This is a genomic window from Ruegeria sp. AN11 (genome assembly GCF_056536005.1).
On sequence record NZ_JBQFJD010000001.1, the window covers coordinates 3,792,166 to 3,817,840 of the forward strand.

Below are 25,675 nucleotides of genomic sequence, written 5' to 3' on the forward strand. Positions count from 1 at the left end.
TGCTAGTGCGCGCCGAAGCCAGACGATAATTGAAGGCAACAGGCGTTAGAAAGCGAAATCTACTGCGCCTGCCGTCAATGTTTGAGTTGCGCAGAAACGAACTTTTTAACGTGCAGACGAACCCAAAACCCAATTTCGGAGGCAGCAGCGGTTGTCCGGGGCAGTTTCACGCAACATGGGCAATAAAAATTCTCGCTGATGTTGCAACAGGCAATACGGCGGAGCTTGGAGCCGCCTCAGCAGGTGTCACGAACTGGTTTTGCGCGCCGTCAGTTGTTTCTGAACAAATGCGTTCTGATGAAAAAGAGGGTTCGACACATCTCGTGTGTTTGCCTGTGTGGCGGGTTTGCAAGGAAGCATTTGCCGTGTTTTGAAAGTTTGTCACACGACCGCACGCAAGAGACCGTTGTTCATGATGGCCAGCACCTGGTACATCTCTTCCCGAAGCTGCTCATTGCGCCGCTTGTCTTGGAAGCGTTCGACAGAAAGAAACCCTTCTATATCGAATTCCGGATCAATCGTGGCCAATCGTCGAATGGCGCGATTCAACCGCTCTGGGTCGCCTAAATGCAGGGCAGCTGCGGCTCGATATGCGGCTGCGCGCCGGGTCCTTCGCGGGAATGCTGTTGCTGCCTGAAAACAGGCTTCCCAGTCCCCCAAAACATAATGCGCAATGACGCCCACTTCCCGGCAATACTCTGGAAGGAACGGGTCAAGAGCTTCGGCGCGCCTTTGGAAGACCAACCCCTTTTCTCCGTCGCCCAGATAATTGTGAACATTGCCCGCGTGCGCCACTATGTACGCGTGGTTTGGCGTAATCTCGAGCGCGCGCGTGTAATGATAAAGCGCATTGTCAAAGTCCTCTTTGTAAAGGGACAGTGACCCCATGATCCGATGCACTTCAGCATCATTACAGTCCAGTTCCAAAGCGCGCCGCCCCATTTCCCAGTAGCGGTCTTCGTCCTTTATCCCAAGCCATTCGTCCCGCGTTGCTACAGCACAGGCCAGCCATGCCTGAGCGCGACCGAACGCCGGATCTTTTTCCAAGGCTCTATTAAACCACTTAATGGCGGATTCGGCATTCTCGCGTGTGACCCCGCCAATGCGGTGATGGTGAAGCCCTCGCTTCAAGCAATCATAAGCCGCCATGTCTTCCGTAGGTTTTTCCCGGGCAGATTTTTCCGCTTGCCGCTCGACGCGACCCGCGACGGCGGCCGAGATTTTGGCAACCATATCGTCCTGAACATCGAACAATTCGTGCACGTCGCAGTCGTAGTTTTCGGACCAAACCTGCGCACCACGAGCCGCATCAAAAAGATGCGCGGAAATCCTCACGCGGTTTCCCAAAACCCTTACGCCCCCCTCAACCGCATACCGAACACCCGTTTCGTTACATATCGTTTCTGGCGCGCAATCGCGTCCTTCCAACGAGAAGCTGGCATTTCGTGAAATCACGAACAACTCGGTGAAGCGGGAAAGCTCTGTGATAACGTCTTCTGTAAAACCTTCCGCAAAGTACTGCTGCTCTGGATCGATATTGCGGTTCTGGAAGGGAAGAACAATAACACCGTTATCACGTTGCTGAGGCTTGGCAGCCTGTGATTGAGGCAAGCCTTTCGTAAGCATGCAACTGTGCAGTCCGAGGTCTCCCTCAATCGCATAAAGTTCGATTGCATCTTCAATATTTTTGAAACGCCGGTGACCCATGGGCATGAACCGCACCTGCGCCCCACGTTTGGCTTGTTCGAATACTGCGCTTGAAACCAGAACTCCGCCCGGCTCAGCCTCTGCCTGAATGCGCGCGGCGATATTCACACCGTCTCCCAGAAGATCTTTCCCATCAACAATCACATCGGCAAGATGTATGCCGATCCGCAACTGGAGGCCGATTTCCTGTGCGTTATGAGGGGCCGATAGTTCACGCTGCAATTCAAAGGCCCCTCGGACCGCTGAAACCGGACTGGTGAACTCCGCCAACGCTCCATCACCAGCCCAGCTTATGACCCGAGCACCATGACGCTCCGCCAAATCGCTGACGATATCCCGCAATCGCTTAAGGCGCTTAACTGTGTCCGCTTCAGAGCGTTGCATCAACGCGGAGTATCCGACAACGTCCGTCGCAAGCACTGTGGCAAGACGCCGTTCCATTCTGATCTCCCGGCTAACAAGCTTTAGCAGTATATCATTTTGAAAGACTTAAATCGATTGTTCCCAGTGGGGACCGGAGGAAAATCAGAAAGAATGCTGAATGCCAAAGCGACAGCAAGCGGATTGAAGGCCAATGGCAAAACTTGTTGCTTCCAGCTTATAGGCAAGCTTTGAAAAAGCCTCCGCAAGGGATCTGGCTGTTCGACTTCGTTGAGCCTCGCCTTGCATACCAATCACGCTGCGTCGGTGGCCTCCAAAGCGATTGGCAAACGTCTGTGTCCTAGTTCACAGACCTCTCCTGTGATGGCGGTTAACGTAAGGTCAGACACAGGAGATCGATATGCTTCGTCAGACCTCAAACGCCACGTTTGCACAGACCGCACACACAGCAGGTTTCGTTCGCCCATTGGTTCGTATCCTGCGTCTTTGTACCCAGATGCAGCAGCAAGTGAACCGCTACCATTAACATTCCAGTGAACTCCGAATTGGAACGAAGGTTCTTTGGCAAGTATTCTGGCTGGGGTGGACCCGTACCGATCCCAACACTTCGCTGAATGCGAACTATTTGCCGAAGTCGTGAGTTTTTATCAGCTTGCCTAGATAATCGCGTGTCTCAGCATCCCAAGTGCTCGGATCTTCTCCGTGCGCGATCACCGCGTGAAGTTCCATCAATTTCCATACTTCATCTTCTGTAGAAGCCACGACCTTGCCGGGGCAGGTTTCCATGCCGTCGCAGTCTTTGCAGGCGTACGAAAACGCAGTACTCATTGTGTTTTCCTCCAGTGTAACTCCGCGGTTCGTCTAAAACTCCTCAAACGTAGGAAGGCCGTCATTGAGCTTGATCCACGGTTGTTTGTGAGAAACGAAAATATGGGCCTTGGGCTCTGCAGCGGATGGATCGTCCAAGGTGGAAGCGGCAAACCAAGCGTCCTTACTCCAGTCCTGACCTTCGATCTCCCCCTCGGCTGCATAGGTCAGAGTGGTGCCGCACTGCGGGCAAAAGCCGCGCGTGACACCTGGTGTTTTTTGAACTGTTCGGATTTCGCCCTTTGTTACAGCAAAATCCTCGGACGCCACTTTTGCCCAAGTGACAAAAGCCCCGCCAAGTGCCATTTGACATGATCTGCAATGGCAATGGCCAGACCAGACTGGGGCCGTGTTAATCCGGTAACGAACTGCACCGCAGTAGCAACCACCTTCAAAACCTTGCATTTGGATAGCTCCTTTTGTTCGAGAGTTGGCGCGACACGGACGATAGTTTTTTCGCTAAGTCGGCGTGATAGAGTTCGACTGTCTTCACCCAAGCATTGCCAATTCGTCGCCGTTATGCGAGTCAATTGTTCTACCCATATATTAGAAAAACTATCATATGAATTGGTTGAACCTGCCGTCTTTGAACGCCCTCCGCGCCTTTTCTGCCGTGGCAGAAGTGGGCAGCTACACCTTGGCCGCAGAATGCTTGAACGTAACGCAAGCTGCAGTCAGTCAGCAGGTAAAGTCCCTGGAAAAGCACCTGGGCATACCTTTGGTTGAAAAACGTGGCCGAGGTATTTCGTTGACCTCTCAGGGGGAACGTTTGGCTCGTGAGCTCAGTATAGGCTTTGAAATTGTTGGCCGAGGCGTGGAGCGCGTAACAGAGGCAGCAACAAACCGGCCAGTACAGGTCACGATGTCACCAGCCTTCGCCGTGGAGTGGTTACTTCCGCGTATGGCTGAATTTCAACGCGCACACCCGGAAATTACACTTATGCTTAATCCAACGTCACAGTTGGTTGAACCTCGTCCGGGTGGGATCGACATAGCAATTCGATATCATGACAAACGTAGGCCAAGGCCGGATGAAGACCCGGTTCTGATTTCTGACATGATTGTCGTCGCTACGCCGGAATTGGTTGAAGGTAAGGACCTGAACAGTCCGGAATCATTAACGCAGTTTCTGTGGTTGCAAGAATTAGGAACAAACGAAGCGAGCGACTGGTTTACCTTCCACGGTGTCGTTCCAGAGCAGCCTCTCTCAGTCAATCACATGCCGGGTAACCTGATCATGGCTGCCGTTCGTAGGGGCGACGGCATTGCCTACACAGCGCGTGCTTTTTTTCAGGATGATCTTCAGGCAGGCAGAATGGTGGAGTTGTTTTCTGAGCCATTATTTGGCGTCTACTACATCCACACTCTGCCGGATCATCATCGACCGGAGGTAATGCTGTTTCTCAAGTGGCTCCGATCGAAGTCAGAAGTTGTGTCAACAGAGGCGGGTGTTTAGCGGGAAGTGCCAAAAAAACCAAATGCTCGCTGAAGCTGGTCGTTTGAGCCCTTTTGGAGAATTCCGCGCCCGCCGCGTATATCCGACTAAGACCAAGAATATTGGGAACAGGTCCGTATTCCTGCATTGTGATTGAGACAGCATCCGGGAGTGGGCTGTCGCAGCTTCATGTGCGCGGCATGAAAGAATTTGTCGTGTCCAGCGCAATTGGGATTCTCATTCCAAGCCACGATCACACTGTTGAAGCGGGAATTCGCAAAGGCAAGCCGAATAGATTGCGGCCACCCTAAAATGCGGTGTCAGACACCTGGATGCTTTTTTGTGACCGGGCGCAGAAGGTTTTGATGGCTTCGGTAAATAACCTCATGCGGCGGTTCATACGTCTGTTTTCAGCATGCACCAGAAAAATGCCCCAGTTTTCGATTTTCACTTCAGGTAGCACCTGAACAATGTCGTCTGAGTGTTGCAGATCTCCAAGGATGAAATTGGGAAGGCGGGCTATTCCTAATCCTTGCTTCACGGCGTTCAGCAAGAACGTCCCGCTGTTGGAGTTGAGGTATGGTTGGAACTCAAAGATTTCCGTCTTTCCGGGTGTTGAAAGAAACTCCCATGTTGCGCGGTGGGCTGATCCAAAGTACAACAACTGATGGTCATGGAGATTTCGCAGTTCTTTTGGGGCAGGATGAGTCTCCAGATACCCTCGGCTGCAAAACAGTCCATGCCAAACAGAGCCGACACGCGTTGCGAGTAGCTTGGCCTCAGGTTCGTTCGTTATCCGGATAGCCAGATCGAAATTCTCTCGGGACAGATCCACCTGGCGTTCGTCGAAGTTTACGGTGAGCCGGATTTGCGGGTATTTCCGCTTAAAGTCAAAAAGTGCGGGCTGAAGGAATGAAACACCAAACTCCAGCGGAACACTCACACTTAACGGTCCTTCGACCACGGCGGAAGTGCTTGTGAAATCATCCGTGATTTCATCCATATCCTGTAGCAGTCGGGTTGCTCTCTGAAACAGTTCGCGGCCGGTCTCGGTTATTTCCCAGTTTCCACGCTGCCGGTCGATCAGAACAGTTTCATAGCGACCCTCCAGCAGAGAAACCCTTCGGCTGACAGCGGATTTTGCAATTCCAAGGCTCTGGGCAGCCCGCGTTATGCTGCCCGCTTCTATGACTGCAACGAACAGTCGCATGTCTTCCATCTGGCCCACGGCATCGTTCTCCAAATTAGAACAAAGTGGGCTAATATTAGTCTCTGGGTTGAAGAAAATGAACCAGTTAGTCTGAAGCGAAACGATGCGGCACGTCTTAACACGTGGCACGGTTTGCGGCTTGGAAAGGACAGCTCATGGGACTTCTGCAGGAAGGACGCTGGGTAAATCAATGGTACAACACCTCGGATACCGCAGGTCGGTTCGTGCGGCGGGCACCACAGTTCAGGAATTGGGTCACAGCAGACGGCGCGCCCGGACCAAGCGGCGAAGGCGGGTTCAAGGCCGAAGCCGGGCGTTACCATCTCTATGTTTCTCTGGCGTGTCCTTGGGCGCACAGAACGCTGATCTTTCGCACACTCAAGGGACTGGAGAAAATGATCTCGATCTCGGTCGTGCATTGGTACATGGCAGAGAACGGTTGGACATTTCGACCAGGTCCAGGTGCCGTGCCGGATACAATCAACGGCGCAGATTTTCTGCACCAGGTCTATACCGCTGCAAAACCGGACTATTCCGGGCGGGTGACAGTACCGGTTCTCTGGGACAAAAAGACCAAGACCATTGTTTCGAACGAGTCCCCCGAAATAATCCGGATGTTCAACACGGCGTTCGACGGGATCGGAGCAAAGCCGGGGGACTACTATCCAAAGGAGCTGCGCCCCGAGATTGATGCCCTGAATGACCGGATTTACGACACCGTGAACAACGGGGTCTACAAGGCGGGATTTGCCACCACGCAAGATGCCTATGAAGAGGCGGTCGTCCCATTGTTCGAAACCCTGGACTGGCTGGACGAGCGTTTGGGCAAACAGCGTTACCTGACCGGAAACAAGACTACCGAGCCAGACTGGCGCCTGTTCACGACGCTTGTGCGTTTTGACCCGGTTTATGTGGGTCATTTCAAATGCAATATCCGCCGGATCGCGGATTATCCTAATCTGTCGGAATATGTACGGGATCTGTACCAACAGCCCGGCGTCGCAGCGACCGTCAACATGGCGCATATCAAGGACCACTATTATGCCAGTCATGAAACGGTGAACCCGTCGCGGGTCATCCCGATAGGTCCCTGTATCGACTACTCCTTACCCCATGATCGCGACAGATTGGATTAAGACATGACAACCACACCACCCATCATCGCCGCTAAGACCCCGGAACGTGTCGAGCTTGAGAAAGGTAAAACCTATTTCTGGTGCCGGTGCGGGCGCTCACAAAAACAGCCCTTCTGCGACGGCAGCCACACCGGAACCGGGATTGCCCCGCTGAAGTTCATGGCAGAAAAGGACGGCCCGGCTGTTTTGTGCCGCTGTAAAGCCAGCGCCAATGCTCCGTTCTGCGACGGCAGCCACACCAGACTGGGTGACCTGTCCGAGGGCGACCCGGCACCCGAACCGGTGAGCGATGTGCCCAAGGCGACGCCGACCCCCGAAGAGCCAACGGTTGCCCGCATTCATGAACTGGCAAGGGACGGCCTTTCCAAGTTGGGTCACCACGGGGAAATGGGCGCCATGGGCGTGCCGCGCAAAGATTTGCCGCATTGGGACGACATCCAGATTCTGCCCGCGCAGATGGCGCGAAAGCCACTGCTGGATGGCGCCTTGGTATCGACCTCGGTCACAATCGGCCCACGGGCCACCAAGCCGCTGAAACTGGATATCCCGCTATTTGTCTCCGACATGAGCTTTGGGGCCCTGTCTGAGGAGGCAAAGACCGCATTGGCACGTGGCGCCGAACTGGCCGGGACCGGCATCTGTTCCGGAGAGGGTGGCATGTTGCCGGAAGAGCAGGCGGAAAACTCTCGCTACTTCTACGAACTCGCCTCGGCCCGGTTTGGATGGCGGCCGGAGTTGGTGGAACGCGTACAAGCCTTCCATTTCAAAGGGGGACAGGGCGCGAAAACCGGGACCGGTGGCCACCTGCCTGGTGAAAAGGTGCAGGGAAAAATTGCCGAGGTGCGCGGGCTGGAGCCGGGCCAAAACGCGATTTCGCCTGCGACCTTCCCAGATCTGGAAAGCCCGGAAGACTTCCGCAAACTGGCGGATGAGGTGCGGGAACGCTCTGGCGGTATTCCGATTGGCTTCAAATTGTCCGCAAATCACATCGAGGACGACATCGACTTTGCGCTGGCGGCCAGCGCCGATTACATCATTCTGGATGGTCGGGGCGGTGGCACTGGCGCCGCTCCGCTGATTTTCCGTGATCATATTTCGGTACCCACGATCCCGGCGCTTGCACGTGCCCGGGCGCATCTGGATCAAAAAACAGGCCACGAAGTTACACTGGTTGTCACCGGCGGGCTGCGCGTGGCCGAGGATTTCACCAAGGCAATGGCTTTGGGCGCTGATGCAATTGCGGTCAGCAATTCGGCCATGCAGGCCGTTGGCTGTATTGCGGCTCGCATGTGTAATTCCAACAATTGCCCGGTTGGCGTAGCGACGCAGAAACACGAGCTGCGGAAAAGGTTGGATGTACAAGTCAGCGCGGAGAGGCTTGCGCGCTACTTCGGTGCGAGTGTCGAACTGATGCAAGTATTGGCAAGAGCCTGCGGTCACCCATCGCTGAGCGATTTCAGTCTGCGCGATATCACGACATGGAAACGCAGTGTCTCGGATTTGAGCGGAATTCGCTTTGCCGGTGTGCGGACATAGACAGCGGCTGTGCAGCCGTGGGTCTAACGGTCGGAACATTTGGGCCACACATCCTTGCGGAAAGGAGTAAGCTCATGCTTGATAACCACAATATCCGCACCGAAAACATGCCGGGCGAGATGCAGGTCTTGCTCGACAAATATCCGCGCGACAGCTGGGACTCCCATCCCGGCTTCAAAGAGAAAACGCGGCACTGGCTGGGCGCCCATCAGATGTTTCGCCGTCTTGCCGAATTGGTTCGGACCGATGCCGAGCATTTTCTGAACCGAACGGTGTCACCCGACGCGTACGCCGCCCGTTTGTCCTATTATGGTAACGCGCTTGTCGGCAATCTGCACGGCCATCACGGCTGGGAAGATCGCAGTTATTTCCCCGAACTCTCTGCGGCGGACCCCCGCTTTGATGCGGGCCTGGAGGTACTGGAAAAGGATCATGCAGATCTTGATCTGGTCCTTGATCAATACACCCGAACAGCCAATCGGGCGATCAAGCTGATCCATCTGGATGAGGCCCAGGCACGTTCAGAGGTCGGAGCGCTGCGCGACACGTCGGAAGTGATCGAGGCCTTTCTGAAACGCCATATAAGTGATGAAGAAGAGCTTGCGGTGCCTATCATTCTGCACCACCGTCTGAGAGGGTGAAGCTTGAACAATGACGGACCGTTCTAAACAGGAAGATCAGTCAAATGCCGAACTGCGCCGCGCCCGAGGGGAATTCGTGCGCGGCGTCAGCGGTTTCCGGCATGCCATCGGCGATACTGATTTTCCCGCAGAACCGGGCAGGTATCACCTGTTTGTCGCGCTCAACTGCCCGTGGTGCCACCGGGTTACACTGGCCCGCAACGGGTTGGGCCTGCAGGGCAGTATTTCGATGGATGTGGTGTTTCCCAACCGAACAGACGAAGAAGACCCTGAAGGCCCGAACCACTGGCAATTCGCACCTGACCTCGTGGCTTCGCTGACTGGAACAACACTTCCGGAATGCACCGCCGAAACCGGCACTGGCCAGGGTTTCAGGCTGGTGCGCGACATATATCTGGCAGAAAGTTCTGAAGAAAAATCGGTTCCAATCCTGTACGACAAAAAGTCAAAGCGCATCGTCAATAACGAAAGCGCCGAGATCATTCGCATGCTGGATCGCAATGCGGTCGAACTGGGCAGTTCGCGTGGCAATGATGAACGGCCAGTTCTTTACCCGGATGATCCGGCCATTCGGACAGAAATCGACGAGCTGAACGAGCTGATTTACGTCAATATCAACAACGGTGCCTACAAAGCCGGATTTTCGTCTGATCAAAGCGTATATGCGGCGGCTTTCACCGCCTATTTTGACACTCTGTCACGGCTTGACGCCCGCCTTGCCAGCGACGGTCGCATGTTTCTGACCGGCAATCATTTCACCGAAGCAGACCTTCGCCTGTTTCCGACGCTGTATCGACACGACCCGGTCTATTACCTGCGTATGAAGCTCAACGGTGCCCAGATCCTTGACTACCGGAACCTATGGCGCTGGCTTTGCCGCGCGCATTCCGTGCCGGGCGTGGAAAACAGCGGTTCAATTGAACACTGCCGCCAAGGGTATTTTGGTCGAAGCTGGAATGGTGTTGTACCCCTTGGCCCCTCGAAACCAATGACATACCCCGAGGCCTACAAACATCCGGAACTGGCGGACCATCGCCAAGCGAAGTGATCTTCATTTTGGGCGCGCATGTAACGTTTCAACATCGACGGACCCAAAGTTGCCGCCCCATATGCGATACTAACTGCAGCAGTCATCCCCCAACTGGATTGGCGGACATGGGACCGTCGCGTAAGAGCAGAATACACAGCAATCGCCCTCCAGCGGCTTCAAAACGGCCTTGCATGACTTGCATTCATAGAACCACTGGCAGGAGTCTGTTGGCATTTTCTCGGTTTCGACGTGCCCACATTCAGGGCAAGTCAGAGTACTGTCGAGCACCACGGTTTGTTTCGTCATTGTCTCACATCTTCATGATTAGATAGTCGTTGATCTGAGCCTCTTTGAACACGATGACCCATGCCAGTGCGGTGATCAACGAGCTTCCTACTAGCCACCATTTCAACTGGCACAAAGCCCTGTTTCGATGAGATAGAAACCACGCAATCGCGACCAGTGCTGTGGAGATGGCGAGAACGTAATAACTTCCCGCAGCAATTTTTCCGAATACCGCCAACCAGCTGCCTCCAAAGCCCAGCAACATCACGGCCATTGGAAGAACACAGCATGTTGCGACGCCCAGAGCGGAAACCGATCCAAGGTAGCTTAGGATCACGTATTTCTTCATCTTTCACTCCGTGGGTATTAAATTTGATCAAGTTGAGGCACCAACTGTCAGATTGTATAACTCCTGTAGCGACTACAGGATCAAGAGGGGTCACTTCACATGATTGCGATAGGAGAGGCTTCCCGGCAAAGCGGTGTCGGAATAGAAACCATCCGCTATTACGAACGCGAAGGTATCGTACCAAGACCCGCGCGAGCTCTGAACAATCGTCGCCTCTATTCACCGAACGATGTCGGAAGACTTCACTTTCTGAAGAAGTGCCGTGACCTGGGGTTTCCGCTTTCAGACGCCAAGGCGCTTTTGGAACTGTCAGAGGGAAGTACCGATGACTGCCAATCAGTCAAAGAATTAGCCGAGGCTCACATTGTCAGTGTTCGTAGCAAGATTGATGAACTCAATCGCCTGGAGCGCGCCTTGAGCGAGCTTACAGCCAATTGTGATAGTGGCAACGTTCACCGCCCGATGCTGCAAAGACTGAGAAAGATGGAAGACACCTGACTTGGCTTCTGGGTCAGAACCTGGGTTTCGAGTAGCCGACAGTTCACGTCAGACCAAGGTCTGTGGTGCGTTAAGAGATTGTAGTTCATAGTCGATTTCACAATGAGAGGAAAAATAGCTGACCTGACAATTGGCAATTGGTCGCTGTCGCGAGTTTTTCTTGCGGCCAGTATTGCCGTGATGGGCACTGCTACCGCGATAGTCGGGGTCTGGGTGTCAAATCGAATTCAGAATGCTGTCGTCCAGAACTCCGCCAACTCTGCCGCGCTTTATATGGAAAGCATCGTTTCCCCCCTCAGTCAGGAATTGGCGCACGGCGACCGAATTTCAGAGCAGGCAAGCCGGGCACTGGACGAGATATTCATGACCCAGCCAATGCGCGACCGCGTTGTCTCCTACAAATTCTGGAAACAAGGAGGTGTCATCGCCCACGCCTCGGATACTGCGATAATTGGCAGCCGATTCAGTCCAACCGACGATCTGAAGCAAGCTTGGGGCGGAAAAATCTCCGGCTCTTTTGAAGAGCTTGATCATGCCGAAAGCGCCGCCGAAGCGGCCCTTGGGATACCTTTGCTTGAAGTGTACAGCCCCATTCGCGAGCTTTGGTCCGGTGAAATCATTGCGGTTGCCGAGTTCTACGAAAGGGCTGATCAACTGGAACTGGACCTTGCCAAGGCAAGAAGAACAAGCTGGTTGGTTGTCGGCTCGGCATTTGTGGCCAGCACGATCGTGTTGTTTTCGATTGTTGCAATTGGCGACAACACAATTCAGCGACAGGGGCGTCTTCTGGAAAAGCGCCTTGCAGAAAGCGAACAGATGGCCGAGCAGAACGCCCAGTTGCGGTCGCGTGTCGTCGAAGCGTCGGAAAGATACGCCACGCAAACGGATCGGTTTCTCAAGAAGCTTGGTGCCGAACTGCATGATGGTCCCGCTCAGTACCTGTCCTTGGCCGCCCTTCGATTGGAGGCAGCGTTTCCGGAAGGGTCTGCAAGGCCCAAAGAGGCTGAAGAAATTCATCAGTCTTTGCAGAAGTCCCTTACAGAAATTCGTGCATTGTCGCGGGGGTTGTCGGCTCCGGACATCGACAACCTTACGCTCATTGATGTCGTGAAGAGGGCTGTAGAAGATCACTCGGAACACAGCCCGTTGCGGCCGGAGATTTCGTTTCAAGGGCGCCAGTCGCCGGAATTGTCACTGTCCGACAAGTTGTGTGTTTTTCGGTTTTTGCAGGAAACACTCTCCAATGCAGCAAGATATGCCCCGGATTCCCGATGCACGGTCACCAGTGAAGTGCAAAGTGACCGCATCGTCATTCAGGTCAGCGACGACGGACCCGGGTTTGACACTTCGGACGAAACCGTTTTGCGCGACGATGGTGGGCAGGGATTATTGGGCTTGCGAGATCGGGTCGAGAGCATTGGTGGCAGGTTCAGTGTTTCGTCGCGCCCCGGCAACGGCACCATAATAGCAATGACATTATTTCCCAGAAAGATGAGTGCATTATGACCACATCTGTCGTTATAGCGGATGATCATCCGATTTTCAGGGACGGCCTGCAGCGTACTTTGGATGAGGCCGACGGGTTCGAGGTTCTCGCCGCCGGTTCAAGTGCGGAAGAGGCGATAGCGCTCGTCGGAACGCATCAGCCAGACATCGCCATTCTTGACCTCTCGATGCCGGGAGGCGGGATAAGCGCGACACGCAAGATTGCGGCAATGACAAACCCACCCTTCATTGCGATCCTGACGGTCTCGGAAAACAGCAGTGACGTTGCGGATGCACTGGAAGCCGGCGCCATAGGGTACATTGTCAAGGGCGTGACAGCGAGCGAACTGACAGCTTCTCTGCGCAGCATTGCTGCGGGCGAAGGGTTTGTCTCGCCGGGTCTTGCTTCACGCGTGCTGCTTAAGATCAACAGCGAAAACGGTGCCCGCAAAAACAGAGACATCCTGAATGATCTCACGCATCGCGAGGAGGAAATCCTGCGCCATGTGGCCAAGGGGTTGAGCAACAGGGAAATCGCCGTAGCGCTGGGTCTTCAGGAGAAAACCGTGAAGCACTACATGACGGCGATCCTGTCCAAACTTCATGCGAGAAATCGGGTGGAGGCCGCTTTGATAGCGCACGATGCTTGGAACAAAGGAGACTAGTCGCGGTGTCTTCGATGATAAAGGCGGTCTCTGCTTATGAGAGACCGCCTGGGGTACTTCTGCCAGGAGCGCCGTTTAATTTGCGATTGCCTGCAATCTGCGTCGATCCGAGGCGGTTGCGTTTCTTTCAACAACAGTCCGGTTGAACGGATCTTTCAGTTCATAGCGCCCAAACTCGATCTCTTCTTTCCACCCATTGGCGTAGTTCACTTCGATGTTGTCGCCTTGGCGTTCAATTTTCGTGGGGCGGCTGCCAGATGCGCCGCCTTGGCCACTTGAGCGTACGTTGTTGATAGAGATGCCGTTCGCCAAAGACCGCAGCCGTGAGACGTCAGCACCAGTCGCGGGACGTTCCTCGACGGTTCGGTTCTGCGCATTCTTTCTTTCATAGCGGCCGTTTTCGATCTCTTCCTTGGTTCCGTCGGCGTAACGAACTTCGATGCCGCTCGCATTTGTCTCAACCTTCGTTATCCCGGCCGAACCAGTTGGTCTGCCACCGGTCTGAGACCGATCCTTTTTACCGCTGCCCCTGTTGGAGCGCTTTGAGTCATCATCGTCGTCGTCAACATCACGACCGCCTTTGCCCGATCCTGAATTGTCGTCACGATCATCATCCCGGTCGTCGTCTCGATCGTCATCCCTGTCATTGTCGCGATCATCATCCCGGTCGTCGTCACGACCATCGTCGCGGTCACCACCACGGCCGCTATTTCCCGATCCCGAGTTGTCGTCCCGGTCATCGTCGCGATCATCCCCGTCTTTGCCCTTGCCGCTTTTGGCGAACGCGTAGACCGGTTCAAACTGAAGGCGACCGTCTGCGTCAAACTTTGGCACGTAGGGCGTCGCAGCAATCAACGAAGCCAATGCCACTGTGCTTAGAAGTTGACCTAACTTTTTCCGGGCTTTCATTTCCGCCTCCATTGCCGTTTGACGCGATTTTTGATACTGAAGACAGGCTACCCTTGGTCGGGCCTTCCCACATCGGGCTTAGGTCTGACGAATTTCAAGCCGAACGTCTTAGCTAAGATCCTGTGGCCTTTTGAACCACCGTCAGTTTCGGGGCGCATCACAGGGGCGGTTTCCCGATACCAAAGACCCATTTCCTCGAACGGCAGTTACTCCGGCACAGGCGCAGCGGACGGCAGGGAAACGGCTTTGAGATAGGCGGCAATCGCCAAGCGGTCGTCATCTGTAAGCTGTGATGTGTTCTCGATGACTTCCGCCATTTCACCACCCGCGCTGTCATAGTCCGGTGTGAAACCGGATCTCAGGTATTCCGCTATGTCAGCTTCAGACCAATCAAGCTGGTCGGCGGTCAGGCCGGGGAAGCGACCTTTCCCGCTTGGATTTGGCGCGCCTGCCAGCCACAGATCACGTTGCAGACCACCGAAGGCATTTCGCGGTGTGTGGCATTCAGCGCAGTGTCCCAACGCCTCGACCAGATATCGGCCTCGGGCTTGTTGGTCCGTCAGATCGCCTTCAACCACCCAGCCTGGCTGCAGGTACAATAGCTTCCATCCCCCCAGCCCGCGTCGAATGTTGAAAGGAAAGCCGACCTCATGCGCGTCACTTTCCGTGGCCACCGCTGGCAGGGTGCCGAGGAAGGCATGGAGAGACGCAACATCCTCCAAGGTCATGTTGGCATAAGACGTATAAGGAAAAGCCGGGTAATAATGTTGCCCCTCGGGACCCGTGCCATGAAGCAGGGCGTTGGCCAGATCCAGCGCAGACCATGAACCAATTCCGGCTTCCCGATCACTGGATATGTTGGGGGCTATGAATGTGCCAAAACCCGTTTCAAACCGACGCCCTCCGGCGAGTTTAAGCTTCTCCTCTCCGGTGGCATATGGTGGTGAGTGGCAGGACGCACACCCGCCTGCATAGAAAACAGCCTCACCTCTGACGAGATCGGCGGTGACATCATTCAGTTGCGCCGGATTCACTCTTTGCGGTCGGGTCAGCAGAACACCGGCCAACCCGACCAAAACTACGACACCAGCGGCCAATCGAAAGAAACGCCGCACCTTCAGTGCCTCATCAGTTTTCTGGCGCTCTGTATGCCTTGTGACATGCCGTACAGGCTCCGCCCAATTGTCCCATCGCCGCTTTCACGGCTTCCACATCTTGTCCTGCCGCAGCCTGCATCGCAACGGCGGCTTCAGCCATCGCTTGCCCTTTGGCTCCGACGTCAGGAAAGTTTTCCCAGATGGCGGGCAGGGCACGGGTGGCGGGGTCGGACGCATTGTCGGAACCAGCCGGCCACATTGCGGATTGATCGATCTGCGTCAGAACGACAATATTGTTGGCAGCCCGAGTTGCCGCCTCGGCATCGTATTCTACCTCTCCCTTTATCATTCCGCCGAGTGTTTCCAGATTAAAGGCATAAAGCTTCATGATTGAGGTCCGAGCTTTTACAGCCGGGTTCTGACTTTCCTGGGCGATGGCTGTTCCTATTGCGGCTACCGACAAAAGACCTGCCGCGAAAATCGTAATTTTCTTCTTCATGGTATTTCTCCCTGTTCAATACACCGAATGTTAGCTTGAACGAATTTTCTTGTAATTGTTTGTTATTCGTCGTCCCCTGTTAATTTATGAACAACGACAATTGGGATGATATCCGATACGCGCTTGCCGTCTCCAAATACGGATCGTTGAATGCAGCGGCGTCTGCCTTGGGTGTCACACATGCAACGGTCCTGCGCAGAGTGGCCGCGTTCGAACAGCGAAATGGCTGCACTATCTTTCAGAAAAGCCCGTCGGGATATTGCGCGCTCCCCGAGGCCCGAGCAGTTCTTTCTGCCATGGAAGGCGTTGAAGACGCGGTCCTTTCGGTGGAGCGGGCAATTGTGGGCGCAAACCGGTCCCCTGTCGGTCGCGTGCGCATTGCTTCCACTGACAGTCTTTGCCAGCTTGTGCTTCCACAAATATTGACCGAGATTTCAATGCTGTATCCCGGCTTGGAACTGACTTTGTTGAGTGGAAACAGCCACCATGATCTGCCCCGGCTGACCGCAGATATCGCAGTACGGCCGTCGGTTCAGCTTGGGGAAGGTCTGGTTGGGGAACGCTCGGGTACATTGTCGTTCGGAGTTTACGATGATGGTTGCCCAGATCTAAAATGGATGAGGCTTGATGGCGCATTAAGCCGCTCGCTCCCGGCTAAATGGATGGCGGAACACGTGAATGCTGACGATATGACCAACGGAGCAGACAGTTTTCTGGTCCTCCAGCAGATGGCGGCTTCGGGCGTGGGCAAGACCTTTCTGCCCACATTCATTGGCGACGCGGACGCCCGGCTTCGCAGGTCGGACGACGCGGTTCCGGATTTTGAGGTTCCGCTCTGGGTCGCGACACTTGAGGAAATCGCGCACACCCCGAGGTTTGCCGTTGTTCAGCGGGCGTTGGCTGGACGGTTACCCAAAGCTCTGGCACGTTGACATCATGCCGAAAAGAAGTACTGCGGCCATCTATTCGGCAGAACGGCCATACAAAGAACCACCTCGGTTACGCGGGGCTAACGCGCGCCTGTGTGTGAAACTATCATCTCGATAGAACCATGTCCGGTGATGCAATGGACCAGTTAGATGGGCAGGGTGGGCAACGTTGAAACCCGGTCAGAGTTTACGGAACACAAGGAAGCTCGAGCGTAAGGCTTGCGCCACGCGCGGCTTTGTTGATTGAAACCTGCCCACCGTGACGCTGTGCGACGGCGGCAACGATGGACAGGCCCAGCCCGCTGCCTTCGGAGTGCTCCAGTTGTGAAAATCGCCCAAAAGCTGCCTCGCTGTGGTCGGGGTCTAGGCCTTTTCCGTCATCGGCCACAGTCAGCTTCACGACCTTGTCATCGCGGTGCAGTGTAACCGAAATCCGGCTGAGAAGACCGCCGCCGTGCTTCAGCGCGTTGTCCAGAAGGTTTTTGACAGCCTCGTTCAGAAAAACCTGATCGCCCGAAACCATTACGGCTGTATCCGGCATGGCAACTTCGAATTCGATCCCATTCGCCAGGATGTGGACACCCATTTCTGCGCAGGCCTCCTCGACAACCGAACGAAAGTCGAATTCTGCTACCTGTTCCAGATGTGCCGGATATCGGAGCCTTTCGAGGGACAGCAACTGTTCGGCCACAGTGGCCGAGTTTTTGGCAGCGGTCATGAGTTCCTGAATGCGCTGTTCCTTGTCGTCCTCCGTTTTTGCATCCCGCAGGGCCTCGGCCATGGACTGGACCGCAGCTGCTGGGTTCCTTAGCTGATGCGCGGCTTCGGAAATGAATGTCTGATGGGCGTTGATGCTGCGTTCAACCTGACCAAAAAGCCGGTTCAGGGTTTTGACGACACCCAGCACTTCGACCGGAACGGGGCGTTTGATTTCACTTAGGTCATCCGGCGATCGCAGGTCGATTGCGTCCTGCAAATCCAGCAAGGGCCGCAGACCGCGCGCCACACCGAACCAGACGACGATTGCAAGAGTGGCGAGCAGGATACCCATGAGGATCCCGGCCCGGATCGACAGCTGATTGGCAAAGGCGTTGCGGTCGGCCATGAGCTGCCAGACCGTAACAGTTGCGTCACCAGCGAGGTTCTCCAAAGTGACGCGTTCCGTCATCCGCAGGACGCGGACCGGTTCATCGCGATAAACAGCTTCGAAGAAAAATGGTTCATAAGGATCCTGATCGCCTGCGTCGGTTGAGGTCGGCGGATAGGCATAACCCGTAACGTAAATGCCGCCGGGCCCTGTCACGTGATAGAAAACCTCTCCGCCCGACGAGTCGCGGATCATGCTGCGCGTTGAGGGGAGCAAAGCGTCCCCCCCTGAAATGGCGACATCGCGCGAGATTGCGAGACCGGCAGACAGCAGGCTGTCATCAAACAATTCCTGGGCCGTTTTCTGGGCGACCGTAAAGCGCCAGAACCCAAGCAGAACGGCAAGCAAGACCAGAGGTGTCAGGATCAGAAGAAACAATCGCAGCCTGAGCGATCCGTGCCCAATCACTGTTGCACCTCAAGCAGATACCCAAGGCCACGGGCAGTCTTGATCCTTATCCCCAATGGCTGAAGCCGCTTGCGCAGGCGCGACACGTGGGGTTCAACCGCCGAATCCTCGACATCTGCACCGACACCGTAAACGTAGTCGTTCAGCTGGCTTTTGGGGACAATTCTGCCGCGTCGTTCCAGCAGGCATTCCAGAACCGCCAATTCCCTGCGCGGAATGTCCAATACCTCTCCCCGCGCACTGGCTTGTCTTGCGGCACGATCGAATTCCAGGCCTCCGATGGTCTCTTTCGCGCCATAGTCAAGCTGCTTGCGGCGTGACAATGCCCGGATTCGGGCCTCCAGTTCGTCCATTTCAAACGGCTTCACCAGATAATCGTCAGCCCCCATGTCCAGGCCAGACACGCGGTCGCTGGTTTCGGAACGCGCCGTCAGCAGTATGACCGGCACGCCATCGCCTCGGTTGCGAAGGGTTCGCAGGATTTCCAGCCCGGACTGCCCCGGCAGATTGATGTCCAGTACCACCAAATCTGCGCCCTCCTGCTCAAGGAAAAGGTCGGCTGCGTCGCCGTCGGTCAGAATATCTGCCGCGTGACCACGATCGCGCAGCCGGTAGGCAATGGCGTTGGCCAGCGTTTCGTTGTCCTCGACAATGACGATCCGCATCGGGTCTCCTGCAAGTTTCGCGCAAGGTTGGCCCCTCATGATTGCCAGATGGGAGGGGGAATCAACCCCGCAGTTCTATTTGCAATCACGGTGGCGCGAGAGCCGTTGGCGTGGTTGTCTGGTCAACAGGGAGGAACCAATGACCATTTCCAGCTTTACCCGTCGCGCCGTCGTGGGGCTGATCGCCGCTGCCGGTATCGCGGCACCCGCCACTGCCGAGGTCGATTTCTCGGGCAAGACCATTGAATGGGTTATACCGTTTTCGGAAACGGGCGGTTCGGCTAAATGGGCCAACTTTTTCGCTCCGCTTCTGTCCGAGGCACTGCCGGGTAAGCCGACTGTGGTTGTGAAATTCATGCCGGGCGCAGGGTCGACCAAGGGCGCGAATTGGTTTCAGGAGCAAAAGCATGATGACGGCACGCTGTTGTTCGGTACGTCGGGATCGACGCAGTTTCCTTATCTGCTGAGCGATCCGCGCGTGCGCTATGAATACAATGATTGGATTCCGGTCATGGCGTCGGGAACCGGTGGTGTTGCCTATCTGAACGCTGAAGATGGCGCCAAGTTTGACGGTTCCGCCAATGCGCTGAAAGATATCAACTTCATCTACGGATCGCAGGGCGCCACCCGGCTGGACCTGGTGCCGCTGCTGGCATGGCAGATGCTGGGCATGAATGTTGAGCCTGTCTTTGGCATCAAGGGTCGCGGTGACGGTCGCCTGATGTTTGAACGTGGCGAGGCCAATATCGACTACCAGACATCGTCCGGCTATCTGGGTGGCTCGGCCCCGTTGGTCGAATCCGGTCAGGCCGTGCCGATGATGACATGGGGTGCCCTGGATGCGGATGGCAACATCGTGCGTGACCCGACTTTCCCGGACATGCCGACCTTCAAGGAGGTCTGCGAAGCAACCGAAGGATGCGAAACCAGCGGCGAGGCATGGGATGCCTGGAAAGCCTTCTTTGTAGCCGGTTTTCCGGTTCAGAAGCTTGCGTTTTTGCCCGGTGATACACCTCAGGACGTTGTCGACGCATATACTGCGGCCTTTAAGGCTGTGACCGAGCGCGGCGACTTCGCGGAAATCTCCTCGAAACGCGTTGGCAAATACCCGGTGTTTGTTGGTGACGGCTCAAAAGCGGCCCTGCAAACCGCGACAAGCGTTGACGACAACGCCAAGCAATATGTCCTGAACTGGCTCAAGGAAGCCTACGGCGTCGAGCTCAACTAAGCCGGCCCAATTCAGCGCGCGCCCTCACTACGAGGCGCGCGCTTTCTGAGTTCCATCAAAATCATATGAAAGGCGGCCGCTATGGAGGTTTTCGCCACCGCTCTTCCTGCGCTTGGTGACGCGTGGGGTCTGATCCTGCAACCCATCGTTCTGGGCTACCTGGTGCTTGGTGTCGTCATGGGATTGGCCGTTGGGGTGTTCCCGGGACTTGGCGGAATCGCCGGGCTGTCGCTGCTGTTGCCTTTCATGTTCGGAATGGACCCGATCCTGGGTTTGGCGCTGATGATAGGGATGGTCGCCGTTGTCCCGACATCTGACACTTTTGCGTCGGTTCTGATGGGAATACCCGGCAGTTCCGCATCTCAGGCGACGGTGCTCGATGGTTTTCCGATGGCCAAGAAGGGCGAAGCGGCGCGGGCGCTTTCCGCCGCCTTTGCCTCGTCCCTGTTTGGTGGTCTGGTCGGGGCGACCTTCCTGACCATGTTCATTCTGGTTGCACGACCGATCGTTCTGGCTTTTGGCCTGCCCGAAATGTTGATGATTACCATCCTCGGCCTGTCTATGGTTGCCATTCTGGCCGGTCGCATACCGCTAAAGGGCGTTGCTGCGGCCGGACTTGGCCTGATGGTCGGAACTATTGGTGAGGCCGACGCGGGCGGGTCTCTGCGCATGGCGACTTATGACATCCCGTATCTGACCGACGGTCTGAAACTGGTCATCGTCGGCTTGGGTATCTTTGCGGTACCCGAGATTGTCTCGCTCTTGCGGCAGGACCGATCGATTGCCGAAGGGGCTTCGCTGGGTGCCGGATGGCTGGACGGTGTCAAGGATTGGTTCGCCAATATCTGGCTGTCGATCCGCTGTTCGATCATCGGTGTGGTTGTCGGCATCATCCCCGGTTTGGGAGGGTCGGTCGTTGACTGGATCGCCTATGGTCATTCGGTGCAATCGACGCCGGACAAAAGCAACTTCGGCAAGGGCGAAGTGCGCGGGGTCATAGGCCCGGAAAGCTCGAACAATGCAAAAGAGGGCGGCGGTCTGGTTCCGACCTTGTTGTTCGGTATTCCGGGTTCCGGCTCCATGGCGATCTTCATCGGCGCGGTTGCTCTGCTGGGATCCGGCGATATCGAGGTCGGTCCGAGCATGCTCAAAGACAATCTCGACATCACCTATTCGATCGTCTGGCTGCTGGCGTTGGCCAATGTTGTGGGGACGATCCTCTGCATAGCGGCCTCGGGCGGGATCGCAAAGCTGACCACGATCCGCTTTACCTATCTTGCACCGTTCCTGTTCATGCTGATCAGCTTTGCGGCCTTTCAGTCCGGTCAGAATTTCGAAGACCTGCTGGCCCTGTTCGTTATAGGTCTGATCGGCATTTTCCTGCGCCGCTTCGACTGGTCGCGCCCGGCCTTCCTGATCGGTTTCGTGCTTTCGAACCCGGTTGAGAAATTCACCAATCAGGCTTTCCAGATCGCCTCGTTCCGCTTCCGCAAGAGCTTAGGTGAGGGCATGGAGTATGTTTTCAGCCCCATCGTGATCGTCCTGATCGTGGTCACAGTCGTTTCGGTCATTCTGGGCATCCGACAGGCCAAGATGATCATGGCCGAGGGCGATGTTCAGGCGGGCACCAAGCGCGCGCCGCTGGTCTTCCTGCTGGTGATCATGGCCTATCTGATCTTTGCACTGGTCAATGCCAACATGATCCCCGACTACAACATGACCGACAAGATCATCCCGCTGGTGATCGGCAGCGTTTCACTGTTCTGCTGCGTGATCCTTTTGCTCCAGATGATGCGTCGGCCCGAGGGGGATGCGATTTTCGCGGACAAAGAAGTAGCGGGTGAGGACGCCAGCGCCCCACACGGTCTGTGGTCCACACTGGCCTGGTTTGCCAGCCTGATCGCGGCAACATGGGTTGTGGGCTTTATCCTTGCCCTGATCGGCTTTCTGATCGCGTTCCTACGTGTGCGCGCCGGGTCAAGCTGGCCGATGACTTTGATCCTGACCGCCTGCGGTGTCGGCTTCATGTGCTTTATGGCGGGCGCTCTGAACCGCGACTTTCCGCCTGGTCTGCTGCAGGACATGCTTGATCTGCCATGGCCGCTGAAATGAGCCGCGCGATGCCCCAGACAGCGATCCCATTTGTCTTCATGCGCGGCGGCACCTCGCGCGGCCCGTATTTCCGGCGTTCTGACCTGCCCGAGAATCTGGATTTGCTGGCCGAGGTTCTGATTGCCGCCCTCGGTGCCGGGCACCCGCTGAATATCGACGGCATAGGCGGCGGCGCGGCAGTTACGACCAAGGTCGCTATGCTGTCGGCCAGCGACGATGACTGGGCGGATGTCGACTATTTCTTTGCCCAGGTGTCGGTTGAAGAAAGGCTGATCGATTTCAAACCTACCTGCGGGAATATTCTGTCCGGGGTCGGCCCGGCGGCGATTGAGATGGGATTGATCACGCCGAAAGGTGGTGAAACCGAAATCCGCATCCGCGCCGTCAATACCGGGGCGCGGGTGGTGGCAAAGGTGCAAACGCCGGCGGGCCATCTGACCTATGATGGCGCCGTTGAAATAGCCGGTGTCCCGGGATCCGCAGCGCCGATACAGCTTGGTTTCATGGGGGTCGTCGGATCATCCACCGGCGCGTTCCTGCCCACCGGTAACCTGCGTGATACGGTCCAGGGGATCGAACTGACCTGCATGGATGTCGCGATGCCGATGGCCATCGCCCGGGCTGCCGATTTTGGTTTGACCGGATATGAAAACGCAGAAGAACTGGACGCAAACCGCGCGTTCTTTGAACGGATGGAGGCCATTCGGATCGAAGCGGGTCAGAGGATGGGAATGGGCGATGTGTCGAAATCCGTGACGCCCAAGTTTGGTATCTTGGCCCCTGCGAAAGATGGGGGTACGATCGCGGTCAGGTACTTCATGCCCTGGAAGACTCATCCAACAATGGCCGTTACGGGCGCGCAATGCATGGCCTCCTGTGCATTGACGCCGGAAACGGTTGCAGCCGGGCTAGTCGAACAAATGGAAACCAGTCCGGCTGAGGTGGTATTGGAGCACGCTTCGGGCAAGATCGACGTCCTTGTGGATTTCTCCAACGAGGGCGGATTTGCCCTGAACTCAGCTGGATTGGTGCGCACCGCACGCAAACTGGCGGATGGTCATGTCTATGTTCCTAGCAGTGTGTGGGATGGGAGTTGATCGGGTAAATCTAAATTGGTATACTTTGGTATACAGTTAGGAGGTGTCACGATGGACCACTATTCCGAATGCCTCGACATTGCTCGACAGGAACTCAAACTGGCGCAAGCCGCGCTGCGACGGGACATGACCGAGTATCCGGCACCGATTGCGGGCTGCGATGAACAGTTCAATCACCTGCTTGATCAGAGCGAGCGCGTTCGCAACGCATTGGCAGCGCTTGAGGCAGCGCATTTTGTCCCAACTCCAAGAAAGCTCGAAGCCGAGCGGGGTATTGAAAGCCGGTGAAAGTCCATGTTCTCGATGATTGGTTCGACACATTGCGCGGCTTGCCCTGCTTTTCAAAGCTGGCCGACCATGAGGTCACGGTCTGGACAGATCACGTCGAAGATACGGATACCCTGGCCGCGCGCCTGCAGGACGCCGAAGCGCTGGTCCTGTTCCGGGAGCGCACCAGGGTAACCCGTGAGTTGCTTGAGAAACTTCCCAACTTGCGCCTGATCAGCCAGCGCAGCGTCTATCCGCATGTGGACGTTCAGGCATGTACTGACAACATAGTGCTGTTCTGTTCGAACATGCACGCGGGCACGCCGTCTTACGCTGCTGCTGAACTGACCTGGGCGCTGACCATGGCCGGAATGCGGAACCTGCCGGCGCAAATGGAATCGGTCAAGGCGGGGCGCTGGCAAGCCGGGGTCGGCAAGACACTGCGCGGGCGACAACTGGGCCTTTATGGCTATGGGCGTATTGCCCGGGCCGTTGCGGGCTATGCCGAGGCGTTTGGCATGAGCGTTGTTTGGTGGTCGTCTGAAGATGGCCGCGCCCGCGCAGCCGCCGATGGTGCGGCGGTCGCATCCAGCCGACAGGAGTTTTTTTCCGGCAGCGATGTCGTTTCGATCCATGTGCGCCTGAAACCGGAAACCCGCGGTATCATCACGGCAGCCGACTTGCGGGCGATGCAGCCCGGTTCGCTGTTTGTGAACACGTCGCGGGCCGGTCTGATCGAACCCGGCGCGCTGTTGAAGGCGCTCAATAACGGCCGCCCCGGAAATGCGGCAATTGACGTGTTTGACACCGAACCGCTGACCGATCCTGACGACCCGTTGCTGTCGCATCCCAACCTGATCGCAACGCCGCATATCGGTTTTGTGACCGAAGATGAGTTTGACCTGCAATTTGCGGATATCTTTGATCAGGTGAACGCCTTTGCCGAAGGCGCTCCGATCCATATGATCAATCCCGAGGTCTGGACCAGCGCAAAATAAGATTGGCCGCGATGGGCGCCCCAATGATCACCAGCACAATCCGCGTCAGGTGATGAGTGATCACGAATCCCAAATCCGCGCCTGAAACAATGGCCAGCACAGTCATCTCGGCCTGACCTCCGGGCGCAAAAGCAAGGAACGCCTCGACAGGGCGACCCAGCCCGAGTGTGGTGACAACAGCCGTAAAACCCGCAGCCAAGATGGCAAGAACAACGACATAGGCAACACCGGCGGCAACGACACGGCGCAATTCGCCCCATGTGACGCCAACGAATTTCACTCCGATCCCGCACCCGATGAAGAACTGCGCAGCCAGAATAGCTTCACGCGGAGGACGGGAGTGGATGAAATCCCCCACGGACAGAGCAGCGGTCAGGATCATCGGCCCGAGGATGGATGCGCCGAACAGGCCAATTCTCTCTCCGCCTTTCCAGCCGACCAAAGCGGCCAGAACCATGAGCAGAATTTCGTGCACCGGCAGATTGCTTGCGGGCTGCCCGATGGGGTTGGTCAGTTCAGCATCGTAGAACACTGTCAGAAACAGCGGTGCCAAAGTGACAATAATTAGAACGCGCGTGCCGTGAATCAGCGACAGGGTGCGTGGATCGGCGCCGGCTTCGGTCCCGAAGATGATCATGTCCTGCAATCCGCCCGGCATTGCGGCGTAGAATGCGGTTTTCTCATCGAACCCCCACACCTTGCGAAAGAACGGAACGCCGACCAGCGCGATCAGAATGATGAAGAAGGGGATTAACATGATCGATGCTGCCATCTTGGGCAGATCGGCGAACAGGGCAGCCGTGATCGAGGCACCAACAGCGACACCCAGAATGGTCCGGGCTGCGACAGAAACCTGACCAAAGCCTTCCATTGGTGCGTGAGCCAGTGCCGCAATCAGGCAAGCGGTCATTGGACCGAACAAAAACGGCAGCGGCAGGTCCAGCGCCCAGAAGATCGCAGTGCCGAACACCGCGAGGCCAAGGGTCATCGACCGCTTCACGAAGAGCGAAGTCTGGTTTCCTGGGGTGGACAAAGGTTGGTTTCCGACGCTGTTGACTCACTATGTATCCAAATGTATACAAGTGGACGCAATA

The 25,675-nt window shown here is 56.0% G+C and carries 27 protein-coding genes; 15 read left to right on the plus strand and 12 right to left on the minus strand.

Annotated elements, in window-relative coordinates; genetic code table 11:
- The first annotated feature begins 77 nt into the window (after positions 1-77).
- The gene (locus ACR3EQ_RS18710; protein ID WP_480491561.1) at positions 78-374 is read left to right on the plus strand and encodes a hypothetical protein; all 297 of its coding nucleotides are present in this window, start codon (positions 78-80) and stop codon (positions 372-374) included.
- Positions 375-381: 7 nt separating this feature from the next.
- Here ACR3EQ_RS18710 and ACR3EQ_RS18715 read toward each other — a convergent pair whose 3' ends face one another.
- From ACR3EQ_RS18715 to ACR3EQ_RS18725, 3 genes are all read right to left on the minus strand, one after another.
- Positions 382-2,148: an adenylate/guanylate cyclase domain-containing protein gene (locus tag ACR3EQ_RS18715; RefSeq protein ID WP_170614838.1), complete on the minus strand. Its 1,767-nt coding sequence runs from the start codon at positions 2,146-2,148 to the stop codon at positions 382-384.
- A gap of 561 nt (positions 2,149-2,709) precedes the next feature.
- Positions 2,710-2,916, minus strand: coding sequence for a DUF1059 domain-containing protein (locus ACR3EQ_RS18720; RefSeq protein WP_170614837.1), 207 nt, complete (start codon positions 2,914-2,916; stop codon positions 2,710-2,712).
- Between the two features lie 33 nt (positions 2,917-2,949).
- Positions 2,950-3,360: a GFA family protein gene (locus tag ACR3EQ_RS18725; RefSeq protein ID WP_321254612.1), complete on the minus strand. Its 411-nt coding sequence runs from the start codon at positions 3,358-3,360 to the stop codon at positions 2,950-2,952.
- A 157-nt stretch (positions 3,361-3,517) separates the two neighbouring features.
- Here ACR3EQ_RS18725 and ACR3EQ_RS18730 point away from each other — a divergent pair, with 157 nt between their 5' ends.
- Positions 3,518-4,411, plus strand: a complete 894-nt coding sequence (locus ACR3EQ_RS18730) for a LysR family transcriptional regulator (RefSeq protein WP_170614835.1) — start codon at positions 3,518-3,520, stop codon at positions 4,409-4,411.
- A 286-nt stretch (positions 4,412-4,697) separates the two neighbouring features.
- Here ACR3EQ_RS18730 and ACR3EQ_RS18735 read toward each other — a convergent pair whose 3' ends face one another.
- Complete coding sequence (locus ACR3EQ_RS18735) at positions 4,698-5,609, minus strand: LysR family transcriptional regulator (protein WP_480491805.1); 912 nt, start codon at positions 5,607-5,609, stop codon at positions 4,698-4,700.
- Between the two features lie 146 nt (positions 5,610-5,755).
- Between ACR3EQ_RS18735 and ACR3EQ_RS18740 the strand changes: the two genes are divergently transcribed.
- The 4 genes from ACR3EQ_RS18740 to ACR3EQ_RS18755 all read left to right on the plus strand — a co-directional run bounded on the left by ACR3EQ_RS18740 (position 5,756) and on the right by ACR3EQ_RS18755 (position 9,961).
- Positions 5,756-6,736, plus strand: coding sequence for a glutathione S-transferase family protein (locus ACR3EQ_RS18740; protein WP_480491563.1), 981 nt, complete (start codon positions 5,756-5,758; stop codon positions 6,734-6,736).
- Between the two features lie 3 nt (positions 6,737-6,739).
- Positions 6,740-8,272: a glutamate synthase-related protein gene (locus tag ACR3EQ_RS18745; protein ID WP_170614832.1), complete on the plus strand. Its 1,533-nt coding sequence runs from the start codon at positions 6,740-6,742 to the stop codon at positions 8,270-8,272.
- Between the two features lie 74 nt (positions 8,273-8,346).
- Positions 8,347-8,913: a hemerythrin domain-containing protein gene (locus tag ACR3EQ_RS18750; RefSeq protein ID WP_480491564.1), complete on the plus strand. Its 567-nt coding sequence runs from the start codon at positions 8,347-8,349 to the stop codon at positions 8,911-8,913.
- Between the two features lie 10 nt (positions 8,914-8,923).
- Positions 8,924-9,961: a glutathione S-transferase C-terminal domain-containing protein gene (locus tag ACR3EQ_RS18755; protein ID WP_480491566.1), complete on the plus strand. Its 1,038-nt coding sequence runs from the start codon at positions 8,924-8,926 to the stop codon at positions 9,959-9,961.
- Positions 9,962-10,030: 69 nt separating this feature from the next.
- Here ACR3EQ_RS18755 and ACR3EQ_RS18760 read toward each other — a convergent pair whose 3' ends face one another.
- On the minus strand, positions 10,031-10,249 hold the full coding sequence (locus ACR3EQ_RS18760) for a GDCCVxC domain-containing (seleno)protein (RefSeq protein WP_480442187.1): 219 nt from the start codon (positions 10,247-10,249) through the stop codon (positions 10,031-10,033).
- Positions 10,250-10,253: 4 nt separating this feature from the next.
- Entirely contained in the window at positions 10,254-10,577 is a 324-nt protein-coding gene (locus ACR3EQ_RS18765) for a PQQ-binding-like beta-propeller repeat protein (RefSeq protein WP_170614829.1), read from the minus strand.
- Positions 10,578-10,676: 99 nt separating this feature from the next.
- Here ACR3EQ_RS18765 and ACR3EQ_RS18770 point away from each other — a divergent pair, with 99 nt between their 5' ends.
- The 3 genes from ACR3EQ_RS18770 to ACR3EQ_RS18780 all read left to right on the plus strand — a co-directional run bounded on the left by ACR3EQ_RS18770 (position 10,677) and on the right by ACR3EQ_RS18780 (position 13,225).
- Complete coding sequence (locus ACR3EQ_RS18770) at positions 10,677-11,075, plus strand: MerR family transcriptional regulator (protein WP_480491569.1); 399 nt, start codon at positions 10,677-10,679, stop codon at positions 11,073-11,075.
- A gap of 363 nt (positions 11,076-11,438) precedes the next feature.
- Positions 11,439-12,581 (plus strand): sensor histidine kinase, encoded by a 1,143-nt coding sequence (locus tag ACR3EQ_RS18775; RefSeq protein WP_170614827.1) that lies wholly within the window; start codon positions 11,439-11,441, stop codon positions 12,579-12,581.
- On the plus strand, positions 12,578-13,225 hold the full coding sequence (locus ACR3EQ_RS18780; protein ID WP_170614826.1) for a response regulator transcription factor: 648 nt from the start codon (positions 12,578-12,580) through the stop codon (positions 13,223-13,225). The genes ACR3EQ_RS18775 and ACR3EQ_RS18780 overlap by 4 nt, the downstream gene beginning before the upstream one ends.
- A gap of 75 nt (positions 13,226-13,300) precedes the next feature.
- On the opposite strand, the gene ACR3EQ_RS18785 is transcribed toward ACR3EQ_RS18780, so the two are convergent.
- From ACR3EQ_RS18785 to ACR3EQ_RS18795, 3 genes are all read right to left on the minus strand, one after another.
- Positions 13,301-14,134 carry a hypothetical protein gene (locus ACR3EQ_RS18785; RefSeq protein WP_480491570.1) on the minus strand — a complete coding sequence of 278 codons (834 nt, stop codon included), beginning with the start codon at positions 14,132-14,134 and terminating at the stop codon, positions 13,301-13,303.
- A 206-nt stretch (positions 14,135-14,340) separates the two neighbouring features.
- Positions 14,341-15,249 (minus strand): c-type cytochrome, encoded by a 909-nt coding sequence (locus ACR3EQ_RS18790; RefSeq protein WP_480491572.1) that lies wholly within the window; start codon positions 15,247-15,249, stop codon positions 14,341-14,343.
- A gap of 13 nt (positions 15,250-15,262) precedes the next feature.
- A complete protein-coding gene (locus ACR3EQ_RS18795) occupies positions 15,263-15,730 on the minus strand; it encodes a cytochrome c (RefSeq protein WP_170614824.1) in 468 nt (155 codons plus the stop codon).
- An 86-nt stretch (positions 15,731-15,816) separates the two neighbouring features.
- Between ACR3EQ_RS18795 and ACR3EQ_RS18800 the strand changes: the two genes are divergently transcribed.
- Positions 15,817-16,662, plus strand: a complete 846-nt coding sequence (locus tag ACR3EQ_RS18800; protein WP_170614823.1) for a LysR family transcriptional regulator — start codon at positions 15,817-15,819, stop codon at positions 16,660-16,662.
- A gap of 184 nt (positions 16,663-16,846) precedes the next feature.
- Here ACR3EQ_RS18800 and ACR3EQ_RS18805 read toward each other — a convergent pair whose 3' ends face one another.
- Both ACR3EQ_RS18805 and ACR3EQ_RS18810 read right to left on the minus strand, forming a co-directional pair.
- Positions 16,847-18,214, minus strand: coding sequence for a sensor histidine kinase (locus tag ACR3EQ_RS18805; protein WP_480491574.1), 1,368 nt, complete (start codon positions 18,212-18,214; stop codon positions 16,847-16,849).
- Complete coding sequence (locus ACR3EQ_RS18810) at positions 18,211-18,879, minus strand: response regulator transcription factor (protein WP_170614822.1); 669 nt, start codon at positions 18,877-18,879, stop codon at positions 18,211-18,213. The genes ACR3EQ_RS18805 and ACR3EQ_RS18810 overlap by 4 nt, the downstream gene beginning before the upstream one ends.
- A 139-nt stretch (positions 18,880-19,018) precedes the next feature.
- Here ACR3EQ_RS18810 and ACR3EQ_RS18815 point away from each other — a divergent pair, with 139 nt between their 5' ends.
- From ACR3EQ_RS18815 to ACR3EQ_RS18835, 5 genes are all read left to right on the plus strand, one after another.
- Positions 19,019-20,107, plus strand: a complete 1,089-nt coding sequence (locus ACR3EQ_RS18815) for a tricarboxylate transporter (RefSeq protein ID WP_480491576.1) — start codon at positions 19,019-19,021, stop codon at positions 20,105-20,107.
- Positions 20,108-20,188: 81 nt separating this feature from the next.
- On the plus strand, positions 20,189-22,219 hold the full coding sequence (locus ACR3EQ_RS18820) for a tripartite tricarboxylate transporter permease (RefSeq protein ID WP_480491578.1): 2,031 nt from the start codon (positions 20,189-20,191) through the stop codon (positions 22,217-22,219).
- An 8-nt stretch (positions 22,220-22,227) separates the two neighbouring features.
- Positions 22,228-23,316, plus strand: coding sequence for a 4-oxalomesaconate tautomerase (locus ACR3EQ_RS18825; protein ID WP_170614819.1), 1,089 nt, complete (start codon positions 22,228-22,230; stop codon positions 23,314-23,316).
- Positions 23,317-23,367: 51 nt separating this feature from the next.
- Complete coding sequence (locus ACR3EQ_RS18830) at positions 23,368-23,604, plus strand: hypothetical protein (protein WP_170614818.1); 237 nt, start codon at positions 23,368-23,370, stop codon at positions 23,602-23,604.
- Positions 23,601-24,581: a D-2-hydroxyacid dehydrogenase family protein gene (locus tag ACR3EQ_RS18835; protein WP_170614817.1), complete on the plus strand. Its 981-nt coding sequence runs from the start codon at positions 23,601-23,603 to the stop codon at positions 24,579-24,581. The genes ACR3EQ_RS18830 and ACR3EQ_RS18835 overlap by 4 nt, the downstream gene beginning before the upstream one ends.
- On the opposite strand, the gene ACR3EQ_RS18840 is transcribed toward ACR3EQ_RS18835, so the two are convergent.
- On the minus strand, positions 24,550-25,569 hold the full coding sequence (locus ACR3EQ_RS18840; RefSeq protein ID WP_170614816.1) for an AbrB family transcriptional regulator: 1,020 nt from the start codon (positions 25,567-25,569) through the stop codon (positions 24,550-24,552). The genes ACR3EQ_RS18835 and ACR3EQ_RS18840 overlap by 32 nt on opposite strands.
- Between the last annotated feature and the right edge of the window lie 106 nt (positions 25,570-25,675).